Raw genomic sequence first — 11,884 nt, 5'->3', positions numbered from 1 at the left:
ATATCAGATTTGAGATAGCTTTATGAAGTTATTTGATCATTAAACCTAAAACTTCCGATTATGTCCTCTACTAAACAAATCAATAAAGCGGGCAAATTCGTGGATGCTCGACATGTAAATGAACTTCGTGAGAACTATCGTACCGGGAGATGGATTGAGAATTCAAAGCATCTGGGTAAACCCGACTCATTAAGTGTTTGGTACAGCCTGGATGAGTTGAAGCAGTACCTGGAAACGGCCGCTGCAGCGGGGGCTGATGGCGTACGCGTTTACTTCGGAGCTTATCCTTCCACATATCCTGAGAACATTTTACACGCCGGTCGTCAAACCATCGTATTTGTAGCTACACAGCAAAAATTGAGCGAAACAGGTAAAACCGAAAACAAAGACCTGTATGTTTCCACACCCAAGGGCCCGGAGGTGGTTGCATTCAACTTTGGCAGCCTGTGCCCTCCAACCTGCCCTGGTGGCGGCGGTACAACAAAAGACCTGCCTACTTTTATTGTAGCGAAAGAATCCTGAGGCACAACCTTTTCTGAACCTACTTATTACTGCCAGGCAAACATTTGTCTGGCAGTTTTTTTTGCTACCCCGCGCTAATTCGCCTGACTTTCCTAATTTGACGCCGTATTTAATAACTACTATGTACCTGACGGATTTACTTAATTTTCTCTCTGAAATTCCAGTTTATATCATTTTCATTTTCCTTTGCCTGGTGCTCAGCCTGGTGTCTTTGGCTAAAAAGAACCCGCCCCGCTACCTGCCGCTGTTTACCTGCTACCTTTTTTTAACCCTGATTATTGAGTGCATAGGTTGGTCTTACAAAAGGGCTGCCATGAATAATCTTACCCTGTATAACCTGTATGGTGTGGTACATTTTACCTATGTCATTTACCTGCTAAGCTCTTTTTTACAAGAAGGCCGCGCCAGGCACATTTTTACCTGGATCATGCTGTTTTACCCCATAGCTGCCCTCCTGAATATTTATATTATACAGGGGCCGCGCCATTTCGGTACTTATAGCTATATTGTAGGAGCGGTGATAGTGGTGATCTGCTCCATCTATTACTTTTACCAGCGCATAAAATTCCCCGGCCGGGAAAGCCTGCTGCTGGACCCCTCTTTCTGGATCGCAACAGGACTGCTGTTTTTTAATGCGATAACAGTGCCTTACCTGGGAATTGTAAACTTTGTGGCCAATATTCCGCATGCTGATAAAACTTTTTCCACTATCAACGCCGTACTGACGATCATTCTTTATTCTTTGTTTTGTATATCATCCGTATGCAGTCTGAATTTCCGGAAGTTGCCATCGTAATCATCACTACCATTATCCTCCTGCTTTTCCTGGTAGGCTTTATTGTTATTATGCTGATCCTGAATCAGAAAAGCCGCCTTACCCAGGTGCAGGAGCTGCGCTTAATGGAGGAAAAATATGAGCAGGAGCTTTTGAGAACACAGCTGGAAATACAGGAAAACATTTTTGGCAACCTTTCCCAGGAGATCCATGACAACATTGGCCAGTCGCTCACGTTTGTGAGCCTTTCCCTGCTGACCGTACCGGTAGAAAACGGTAGCGAAGCGCATTTATACATAGAGGAAAGCCGTAAAATGCTGCAAAAAGCCATTGCTGAACTCAGGGATCTTTCCAAGGGATTGCAAACAGAACGCATTATAGAAATAGGACTGGTAAAAGCCATAGAATTTGAGCTGCAACGGCTGGAAAGGACAAATTTGTACAAAACTTCTTTTAATTTTACAGATGTGCAGAACCTGATGGATTCACAGACAGAAACCATCCTGTTCAGGACTGTACAGGAAATGTTGAACAATATTGTAAAGCATGCCCGGGCCAGCGAGCTGGAAATACATTTAACCCACGAAAACGACACCATTAACCTGGAAATACGGGATAACGGTATTGGATTTGACCCTGGTATCCTTTCGGAAAAAGAATACTCTAAAGGCCTTGGCTTGCGGAACATCCGGAAAAGAGCTGCCCTCATAGGCGGCACCTGTAACATCAATAGTATAAAAAATGGCGGTACCACCATCCGCATAACCATACCCGTAAATAAACAACCTTTCCATGAGCACAACGAAGAAAGCCAAATATAGTGTGGCTATTGCCGATGACCATGTGCTGGTACGTAAAGCGCTTGGCAGGCTTATTAACACCTTCAACGACTACTTTATGCTGTTTGAAGCCAGCGGCGGAGAAGAGGTGATAAAGATCATTAACAGCCGTGAAATACAACTGCCGGATATTCTGATACTGGACGTGAACATGCCCGGTATGAACGGGTATGAAACCGCTACCTGGATCAATAACCATTTTCCCCAGATCAAAGTACTGGCGCTCTCCATGCTGAACGATGAATCCGTGATCATTAAAATGCTGAAATCCGGCGCCAAAGGCTATATCATGAAAAATGTGGAACCGGACGACCTGAAAGATGCTTTTGACTCTATCATTAAAAAAGACTTTTACCTGCCGGATTATATTTCCGGTAAGGTAATCTCCGGCCTGCAAAAAGATGTGCTGTCTGTCAGCGAAAAAATAGACCTTACGCCCAAGGAAAAGTATTTTCTGCAGCTGCTGTGCACCGAACTTTCCTATAAGGAAATTGCACAGAAAATGTATGTAAGCCCCCGCACCATTGACGATTACAAAAGCAGCCTGTGTGAAAAGCTGAAAGTAAAAACCCGTGTAGGCCTGGTAATATTCGGCATTAAATACGGGCTGATAGACATAACAAGCAATTAATTACGAATTATTTAATTACGAATTACGAATTGGGGAAATGCAGTATTGATGAAGTGTTTGTTTGTAAGCCGGTAGTAAGTTTAATGCATTGGCAATATTGTTAGCATTCTCATTATTACCAGTATCAAACTATCAACTGGTTATAACATAACGCCATAATAAACAACCATTCTCTTTTACAGCATTGCTTTCAATTCGTAATCCGTAATTGACAATTCGTAATTAAATACACGGCTGTTCAAAGCAATACCTTCCCCTTACAGCACCGCTCCAATTCGTAATTAAATAATTCGTAATTGCATTACTTCGCCCAGTGCTTGTAACGTAGCAGCGCCTCTACAAAATAATAGTCGGCATAGCTAAGCGGCACATCTACCTCTGAATGATGCGGGAATGAACCTGTGCTATGCATCAGCAAAAAATTATTGTTCTCTCCTTCCTTCGCCAGGTAAGCGGGGCCGCATAAGCTGGTAAGCATTTTTTCCGCTGCATTCCAGTAACGGGCAGCATCTTTACCGGTGGTAAACCGGCTTAGCTCCAGCAGCGCAGATGCTGCTATGGCGCCGGCAGAGGCATCGCGCGGCACATTGGGTATGCCGGGAGCATCAAAGTCCCAGTAAGGGATCATATCTTCCGGCAGCGTGGGATTGTTGAGGATAAAATCTGCAATATGTTTGGCCTGGTTCAGGTAAGCTTTGTCTTTGGTTTCCCGGTACATCATGGTATAGCCGTATAAGCCCCAGGCCTGGCCCCGCGCCCAGGCCGAGCTGTCGGCCGCGCCCTGGTGCGTTATCTTTCTCAGCACCCCGCCGGTATTGGGATTATAGTCTACCACGTGATAGGAGCTGTAGTCCGGCCGGAAATGATTTTTCATGGTGGTATTGGCATGCGTTTTTGCAATCCGGGCAAACGAGTCATCGCCGCTGGTATGGCTGGCCCACATAAGCAGCTCCAGGTTCATCATGTTATCAATGATCACCGGGAAGGTGAATTGTTTGTTATCCCACGATTTAATACAGCCTACGGTAGGATTAAAACGGGTTGAAAGGGAGCTGGCGCTGGTAAGCAGCACTGCTTTATAGGCCGGGTCTTTGAACAGGCGGTAAGCATTGCCGTAGCTGCAATACATCATAAAGCCCAGGTCGTGGGTGCCTTTGTTATTTTTCTGGCTTTCAACCAGGGCCATGCGCTTTAACGCTTCTGCTTTCAGGGAAGCATCTTTCGTATATTCATACAGGTATAACAGCGTACCGGGGTAAAAACCGCTGCACCACCAGTTGGGGCCTGAGGTCATTAAGCTGCCGTCTTTACCGGTAGTGCGGGGCAGCTGGCCGTCCGGCAGGTGCTGCGCCATTAGCTTATATTGTTTCACCGCCAGGTCCAGCGCGCGGTTAGCCTGCTGCACCAGTGCGGGTTTGGCTTTCTTTGTTTGCGCCTGCACCGGCGCCAGGGCGGTAAATGCTGCCAGCAGCACGCTTGCCGTAAGCAGCTGAATAGTTTGTTTGCCTGAGTACTTTTTCATTTCGCGGTTCTTTTATCTGTTTAGTTGCAATAGGCTATTTCTTCGCCGGTTTACCGGCTGCTTTGGCCGCACTTTTACCCGCGGAGGAAGCGCGCTCAATTAACCGGATGGGTATAATTTCAGCCGACGGCTTTTGCGGCGCCGGCGATTTCAATAGTTCCAATAATGCTGCAGCCACACGCTCTCCCATTATTTCCGGCGACTGGTCTACGGAGGTAATGGAAGGCGTAATAATTGCGCTGCGGGGGTCGTTGGAGTAACCAATGATCTTCAGGTCCTCCGGCACCCGCACGTTTATATTGCGGCAGTATTCCAGTATGGTAATGGCCGTGGTGTCATTGGCGGCAAAAATGCCGTCGGGGTAAGGCTTTTGCGCAAATATGCGCTGGCAGGCCTTCAGGGCATTTTCCCGCGTTAGCTCCTGGTAAAACATGCGCGACTTTTTGAACGGCAGCTTGTATTGCTGCAACGCCTTTTTATAGCCGGCCACGCGCTCAACATACAGGCTGCAGCTCAGCGGGCCTGAAATATGCACAATATCCTTACAGCCTTTTTGAACCAGGTGCTCTGTAGCGGTAAAGCCGCCCAGGAAATCATCGCCCTTGATCACCTTTACGTTCTTTTCCAGGGGTACCCGGTCAAAGAATACCAGAGGAATGTGCTGCTCTTTAAAAATGTCAAAGTGCGAAAAATCAGTTGTGTGCAGGGTGGTGGAAACAGCCAGCCCGTCTACCCGGGCAGAGTACAGCGTATTTACCAGCGCTACCTCCTGCTCGTAGGAATCGTTTGACTGGCAGATGATCAGGTTGTAGCCATGCTCATGCAGCTTGTTTTGTATAACGGTGCTGATGGTAGCGGGGAAGAACATGGAAATGCGCGGTATAATCAACCCGATGGTTTTACTTTTATTATTCCGCAAACCTGCTGCCAGCGCATTGGGTCGGTACCCCAGCTTGCGCGCCATCTTCTTCACCTTTTCCTTCGTACGTACGCTGATGTTAGGGTGGTCGTTTAGTGCGCGCGACACTGTAGATACAGACAGGTTCAGCTCCGCTGCTATATCAACGATGGTTTTTTCAGATCGTTTACTCATGTATTGTAATTAGCTCGTGGAATTTATGAAATAAGTGGCTAACTACCTATCTAACGTCCCATCCAACCGCCATCTACCGTTAAAATAGTGCCGTGCACATAATCTGAAGCAGCGGATGCCAGGAATATAACCGGCCCTTTAAAATCTTCCGGCTCGCCCCAGCGCCCGGCCGGTATACGGTCCAGGATAGCGGCGCTGCGTTTTTCATCTGCCCGGAGGGCGGCCGTATTATCGGTGGCAATATATCCCGGCGCAATGGCATTCACATTTACGCCCCGGCCGGCCCATTCATTGGCAAATGCCTTTACCAGCGAACCTACAGCGCCCTTGCTGGCCGCATAGCCCGGCACATTAATACCGCCCTGGAAGGTAAGCAGGGAAGCGGTAAATATCACCTTGCCGCTTCCCCTGGCCAGCATGCCCTTCCCTATCTCACGGGTAAGGATAAACTGCGCATTCAGGTTGGTATTGATCACGGCATCCCAGTATTCATCCGGGTGCTCTGCTGCCGGCTTGCGCAGAATAGTGCCTGCGTTGTTCACCAGTATATCTATTACCGGCGCCTCCTGTTTTAGCTGTGCTATAAATGCATATAAAGCATCACGGTCTGCAAAATCACACTGGTAGGCTTTAAAGGTGCGGCCCAGTGCAGTAACGGCTTTTTCCACTTCGCTGCCGCTTTTTTCCAGTGTGGCGGAAACGCCAATAATATTGGCCCCGGCCGACGCCAGCGCCACTGCCATGGCCTGGCCAATACCTCTTTTACAGCCGGTTACCAGCGCCGTTTTGCCTTTCAGGTCAAATAGATCCTGCATGCTTTTGCTATTTTATAGGTTGAAACATAATAAGTAAGAGAGGTATTGCATCCCCTTTTCATAACGGAATTGTTCATAAGCGTTGCTCATCGCAGATCAGTAATGGCGCAGCCGTCCATATCCCCGTAGTCCAGGTTTTCACCGGCCATGCCCCATATAAAGGTGTAGTTGCTGGTGCCTGCGCCCGCATGAATGCTCCAGGGCGGTGAAATAACCGCCTGCTCATTCTGCATCCAGATGTGCCGGGTTTCCTGCGGCTGGCCCCAGAAGTGGCTTACTGACTGGCCCTGGGGCAGCTCAAAGTAAAAGTACACCTCCATACGGCGGTCGTGCGTATGCGCGGGCATGGTGTTCCAGATGCTGCCGGGCTTCAGCTCTGTCATACCCATCTGCAGCTGGCAGGTAGGCAGCACGCTGTTCACGATCAGCTTATTAATGGTGCGGTGGTTGGCTGTTTCCAGGGCGCCCAGCGTTACTACCTCCGCCTCTTTTTTGGTAATGCGGCGGGTGGGATAGCTGGTATGCGCAGGGGTAGAGTTGAAATAGAACTTGGCGGGTTTGCCTGCCTCCCTGCTGCTGAAGATAATTTCCTGTTTGCCCTGGCCAATGTAAAGCGCTTCTTTAAAATCCAGGTCAAACACTTCACCGTCTACCTTTACAGTGCCGGCGCCGCCTACATTAATAATGCCCAGCTCCCGGCGTTCCAGGAAGTATTTCGCCTTCAGCTGGTCTACCGGCTCCAGCTGTACAGATTTGCTTACCGGCATTATGCCGCCGGTGATAAAACGGTCGTAATGGCTATACACCAGCTGTGTGCCATCGGCTTCAAACAGCTGCTCTATCAGCAGGGCCTGGCGGGTTTGTTCCGTGTCCCAGGTTTTTGCCTCCTGCGGGCTGCTGGCGTACCTTGTTGCTGCCTTTATATTCATACTGTTGATTTTGAATTGTATGGGAAAGATAACGCGAATTTATGAATACTGCAAACGTTTGCATAAATTGAGTGGTGGGATTGTTGCTTTATTAGTTTCTTTGCACGCTATCCAGGCGGGATAGCGTGTCAAAATCTTATCAAGGATTAACATTTTAGTATTAAAATCAAAAATACATATTCGCTACTTTAGTATTATGAACACGTACTTACAGATACACCCCGATGATAATGTATTGGTAGCGCTGCAGGACCTTCCCACAGGCACCCATATTCAATTCAACGGTACTTCCCTGGAGCTGGTTAAAGATGTTCCGGCAAAACATAAATTCACCATCACCGATCTGCAGCCCGATGCGCCGGTTGTAATGTACGGCGTGCTGGTTGGTAAAGCCAATTCCCTCATCCGCAAAGGAGAGGTAATAACTACCAGCAACATCCGGCATGATACCAGCGCCTTCCATGAAAAAGACGGTTCCGTAAAATGGCAGGCGCCCGATATAAGCAGGTTTGCCACCCGCACATTTATGGGCTATCACCGGAAAGACGGCCAGGTAGGCACCCGTAACTACTGGCTGGTAATACCCATGGTTTTTTGTGAAAACAGGAACGTAGGAGTTATTAAAACCGCTTTTGAAAAAGGCCTGGGCTTTGCCCCGCCCGAAGTATATAACGAGCAGGTAAGCGACCTGGTAGGCCTGTACAAAAACGGCAACCTGGAAGGCATTAAGAACTACCAGCCGGTTTCGGTAACAGAAACGGCTACACGCAGCCATATATTCCCGAATATTGACGGCATTAAATTCCTGACACACGAAGGCGGATGCGGCGGCACCCGGCAGGATGCAGAGGCGCTGTGCGCGCTGCTGGCCGGCTACATTCACCATTCTAATGTTGCGGGTGCCACTATCCTTAGCCTGGGCTGCCAGCATGCGCAGGTATCTATTTTACAGGAAGCGCTGAAAAAGCTGAACCCATCCCAGGACAAACCTGTGCTGGTGTTTGAGCAGCAGAAAAGCGGATCGGAGTTCAACATGCTCTCCACCGCTATTAAAGAAACCTTCCTGGCGCTGATTGAAGCCAACAAAACAGAGCGGAAGCCCGCACCGCTTTCCAAGCTGGTAGTAGGCCTGGAATGCGGCGGTTCCGACGGGTTCTCCGGTATTTCCGCCAACCCTGCGGTAGGCCATACTTCCGACCTGCTGGTGGCATTGGGCGGCATATCCATCCTATCCGAGTTTCCTGAGCTGTGCGGCGTGGAGCAGGAGCTGATTAACCGCTGTGTGTCTGATAATGCGGCGGAAAAATTCATCCGTATTATGCGGGCATATGAAAGCAAGGCCGAATCGGTAGGATCAGGGTTTTACCAGAACCCCTCTCCCGGCAACATTAAAGATGGGCTGATCACCGACGCTATTAAGTCGGCCGGCGCTGCCAAAAAAGGCGGTACTTCACCGGTGGTAGCAGTGCTGGATTATACGGAGTATGCCACCAAACCCGGGCTGAACCTGCTTTGCACGCCAGGTAACGACGTAGAGTCCACCTCTGCGGAAGTTGGCTCCGGCGCCAATGTGGTGCTGTTTACCACCGGCCTCGGCACCCCTACCGGCAACCCCATTGCGCCGGTAATTAAGCTGGCTACCAATACCCGCCTGGCGCAGCGCATGCCGGATATTATTGACATTAACACCGGCGGCATTATCAGCGGGGAAAAATCAATCGCTGAAATGGGCGAAGAAATACTGGAGTTTGTAATTAAAACTGCCAGCGGGGAAACCATCACCAAGGCAGAAAAGCTGCACCAGGACGACTTTATTCCCTGGAAGCGCGGCGTAAGCCTGTAAGGCAGCTGCCCCGGATATTAAACGAATAACAACAGTATTGTATAAACGAACGTCCCGGTTACAGTATAACCGGGACGTTTTGTTTTATTTATACAGCCATGCTGTTCGTGGTCACTTGTGTTTATCCTTCTTTAATCTTTACCTGCTCCATACGCGGCGCAAAGAAGTGCATAATTACCCAGGCCAGCAGGTAAGCAAAAGCGCAGATCACAAACAGGATGTTATAACCTACATTTATGTCGCCCAGCGCTTTGTAGTGATCCAGCATAGAACCTACCAGCAGCGGAAACAGCATGCCGCCGATGGAGCCGGCCATGCCGCCTATACCCACCACAGAGCTTACTGCATACTTCGGGAACATGTCAGATACCGTGGTGAAGATGTTGGCAGACCAGGCCTGGTGCGCAGCAGCCGCCAAACCTACCAGGGACACGGCCATCCACATGCTGTTGGTATATTGCGTAAGCATTACCGGCATTACAAATATTGCGAACAGCAACATGGAGGTTTTACGCGCCTTAAATACCGGCCACCCTTTCTTTATAAAGAAAGAGGACAGCCAGCCGCCGCCTACGCTGCCAATACTAACCATGGTATATATTACAATAATCGGCAGGCCGTAATTAGACTTCATATCCACGTCAAATGCAGAGGATATATAAGAAGGCAGCCAGAAAAGGAAGAACCACCATACCGGGTCTGTCAGCAGCTTGCCAAATACAAAAGCCCAGGTTTGCCGGATGCGGAACAGCCTTAACCAGCTGATCTTGTTGGCTTCTGCGTCAGGGCCGTCCTGGTGTTCTTCACCATCGCTGTGTATATAGGCGTATTCTTCGGGTGACAGCCGTTTGCTTTTGGCGGGAGCATCGTAGAGGATGTACCAGAATATAAGCCATATAAAGCCAATGGCGCCGGTCCATATAAAAGCGTGCTGCCAGCCCTGTGTTTTGGATATCCAGTACACCATAGCCGGGGCTATTACAGGTCCCAGGTTAGCGCCAGCATTAAAAATACCGGTGGCCAATGCCCGCTCTTTCTTCGGGAACCATTCCGCAGTGGCTTTAATGGCAGACGGAAAGTTGCCGGACTCGCCCAGGCCCAGTGCGGCGCGGGCTACGCCAAAGCCTAACGTGGATTTGGCCAGGGCATGCGCCATGGCGGCCACGCTCCATATTATCAGGGAAAGGGTATACCCCAGCTTGGAACCTATTTTATCTACAAACCGGCCAAAGCACAGCAGGCCAAGGGCATAGGCTGCAGAAAAAGCAATTACTATATAGCTATAGTCAGATTCTGTCCAGTGAAATTGTATCTCCAAATCATCTTTCAGCAAACCAATTACCTGCCTGTCAATGTAGTTAATGGTGGTTGCAAAAAAAAGTAACGTGCAAATAACCCAACGGTAGTTTCCGGATCTTGTGGAATTCATTCTAAATAAGTTTGGAATTATGAAGCAAACGGTAATCGTCGATTAAATTTAGTGCAATGCATTCACAAATGCAAACGTTTGCATCACTTTAGCTCTCAGCCCGCTCCAGTCCCGGCTTTCAATTACCTGCTTTCCAAGCAGGTTAGAGCCCATGCCCACGCATACCACGCCCGCTTCAAACCAGGCGCCAATGCTTTCTTTCGTAGGCTCCACGCCGCCGGTAGGCATAAACTTCATTTGCGGGAACAGCGGCTTGATGGATTTTACAAACCCGGGGCCCAGGATATTTCCCGGGAACAGCTTTACCAGCGGCACCTCCAGCTTTTCCGCCGCTGCAATTTCCGAAGGCGACATACACCCGGGCACCCATAAAATGTTTTCTTTACGGCAATAGCGGCCAATGGCTTCATCCATAATAGGGCTTACAATAAAATCGGCGCCCTGCCCGGTATAGGTTTCGGCGTCTGCCGCATTTTTAATGGTGCCTATGCCCAGGTACAGGTCCGGCATGCTTACCAGCTTTTTATCGCGCATAGCCGCAAAGTTGCGGCGGGCATGCTCTCCGCGGTTCGTAAATTCAAACACGCGGATGCCTGCTTCATAGCAGGCCTGCATTACCTGTATGCAAACATCTTCATCGTCGTGGTAAAATACCGGTATAATACCGGTGCTTTCAAATGCCTTGATAATTGTTGCGGGTTGAGGTGCCATATCTTTATACTAAATAAGTTTTAAAATGTCTGCTTTGCTGGTTTGGTTAAAATCACCTTTTACAAACAGCTTGGAATAAGCGGCGCCGGCTGCAAAGGATATGAGCTGCTGCGCATCAAAGCCTTCCAGCAGCGCGTGTATTAACCCGGCCATAAAGCTGTCGCCACTGCCAACGCGGTCTACTACCTCATTGGTTTCAAACTGCTTAGATACGGTCTGCTGCCCGTTATTGTAATAGGTAGCGTAGTAAAGATTATGGGTAGGCCCCTGGGAAAAACGGAAGGTAAAAGCAACATGTTTACAGGAGGTATACTTCTCCGTTATTTCCTGCGCTACCTTTATTGCCTGCTCCAGGTACACTTCTTTGCTGTCCTGCTCCAAAGCCACGGTATCAAGCGCCGTGTCCAGCATATTGTGGGCGGCCCATATGTTGCCCATGATCACATCGCAGTACTGCACCAGCTCGGGCATTACCTGGAATGGTTTGGCATATTGCCAAAGCTTATTACGATAGTTTAAGTCTGTGGAAATTGTAAGCCCCTTGCGTTTGGCGGCTTCCAGGGCTTCTTTGCATACTTTGGCCGCCTGCTCGCTCAGCGCCGGCGTAATAGCGCTCCAGTGAAACCAGCCGGCATTTTCCAGCAGCTGATCCCAGTCCGTTGTACCAGGCTCCAGCTGGCTGAATGCAGAATACTTGCGGTCATATACAACTTCCGCGTGTTTCAGATCGCTGCCCTGCGCCAGGAAATAAGCGCCAATGCGGTCGCCGCCCCAC

At 49.2% G+C, this 11,884-nt stretch carries 12 protein-coding genes; 5 read left to right on the top strand and 7 right to left on the bottom strand.

The window, feature by feature from the left end; genetic code table 11:
* The first annotated feature begins 60 nt into the window (after positions 1–60).
* From VFS25_RS23545 to VFS25_RS23530, 4 genes are all read left to right on the top strand, one after another.
* Positions 61–522 carry a hypothetical protein gene (locus VFS25_RS23545; protein ID WP_326464634.1) on the top strand — a complete coding sequence of 154 codons (462 nt, stop codon included), beginning with the start codon at positions 61–63 and terminating at the stop codon, positions 520–522.
* Positions 523–643: 121 nt separating this feature from the next.
* The gene (locus VFS25_RS23540; RefSeq protein WP_326464633.1) at positions 644–1,318 is read left to right on the top strand and encodes a hypothetical protein; all 675 of its coding nucleotides are present in this window, start codon (positions 644–646) and stop codon (positions 1,316–1,318) included.
* Positions 1,285–2,118: a sensor histidine kinase gene (locus VFS25_RS23535; RefSeq protein WP_326464632.1), complete on the top strand. Its 834-nt coding sequence runs from the start codon at positions 1,285–1,287 to the stop codon at positions 2,116–2,118. The genes VFS25_RS23540 and VFS25_RS23535 overlap by 34 nt, the downstream gene beginning before the upstream one ends.
* Positions 2,090–2,767: a response regulator transcription factor gene (locus VFS25_RS23530; protein ID WP_326464631.1), complete on the top strand. Its 678-nt coding sequence runs from the start codon at positions 2,090–2,092 to the stop codon at positions 2,765–2,767. The genes VFS25_RS23535 and VFS25_RS23530 overlap by 29 nt, the downstream gene beginning before the upstream one ends.
* 301 nt (positions 2,768–3,068) lie before the next feature.
* Here VFS25_RS23530 and VFS25_RS23525 read toward each other — a convergent pair whose 3' ends face one another.
* The 4 genes from VFS25_RS23525 to kduI all read right to left on the bottom strand — a co-directional run bounded on the left by VFS25_RS23525 (position 3,069) and on the right by kduI (position 7,126).
* Complete coding sequence (locus VFS25_RS23525; RefSeq protein WP_326464630.1) at positions 3,069–4,289, bottom strand: glycoside hydrolase family 88 protein; 1,221 nt, start codon at positions 4,287–4,289, stop codon at positions 3,069–3,071.
* Positions 4,290–4,323: 34 nt separating this feature from the next.
* On the bottom strand, positions 4,324–5,382 hold the full coding sequence (locus VFS25_RS23520; RefSeq protein ID WP_326464629.1) for a LacI family DNA-binding transcriptional regulator: 1,059 nt from the start codon (positions 5,380–5,382) through the stop codon (positions 4,324–4,326).
* 50 nt (positions 5,383–5,432) lie between these two features.
* Entirely contained in the window at positions 5,433–6,197 is a 765-nt protein-coding gene (locus VFS25_RS23515; protein WP_326464628.1) for an SDR family oxidoreductase, read from the bottom strand.
* An 86-nt stretch (positions 6,198–6,283) separates the two neighbouring features.
* Positions 6,284–7,126: a 5-dehydro-4-deoxy-D-glucuronate isomerase gene (gene kduI / locus VFS25_RS23510; RefSeq protein ID WP_326464627.1), complete on the bottom strand. Its 843-nt coding sequence runs from the start codon at positions 7,124–7,126 to the stop codon at positions 6,284–6,286.
* 196 nt (positions 7,127–7,322) lie between these two features.
* Here kduI and VFS25_RS23505 point away from each other — a divergent pair, with 196 nt between their 5' ends.
* A complete protein-coding gene (locus tag VFS25_RS23505) occupies positions 7,323–8,969 on the top strand; it encodes an altronate dehydratase family protein (protein WP_326464626.1) in 1,647 nt (548 codons plus the stop codon).
* 121 nt (positions 8,970–9,090) lie between these two features.
* Here VFS25_RS23505 and VFS25_RS23500 read toward each other — a convergent pair whose 3' ends face one another.
* From VFS25_RS23500 to VFS25_RS23490, 3 genes are all read right to left on the bottom strand, one after another.
* Positions 9,091–10,398 carry an MFS transporter gene (locus tag VFS25_RS23500; RefSeq protein WP_326464625.1) on the bottom strand — a complete coding sequence of 436 codons (1,308 nt, stop codon included), beginning with the start codon at positions 10,396–10,398 and terminating at the stop codon, positions 9,091–9,093.
* 48 nt (positions 10,399–10,446) lie between these two features.
* Positions 10,447–11,109, bottom strand: coding sequence for a bifunctional 4-hydroxy-2-oxoglutarate aldolase/2-dehydro-3-deoxy-phosphogluconate aldolase (locus VFS25_RS23495; RefSeq protein ID WP_326464624.1), 663 nt, complete (start codon positions 11,107–11,109; stop codon positions 10,447–10,449).
* Between the two features lie 9 nt (positions 11,110–11,118).
* A partial coding sequence (locus tag VFS25_RS23490; RefSeq protein ID WP_326464623.1) for a sugar kinase occupies positions 11,119–11,884 on the bottom strand: 766 nt, incomplete at its 5' end.

This window comes from Chitinophaga sp. (genome assembly GCF_035761305.1).
Taxonomy (GTDB): Bacteria; Bacteroidota; Bacteroidia; order Chitinophagales; family Chitinophagaceae; genus Chitinophaga.
This window is presented reverse-complemented; position numbering and strand designations above follow the sequence as displayed.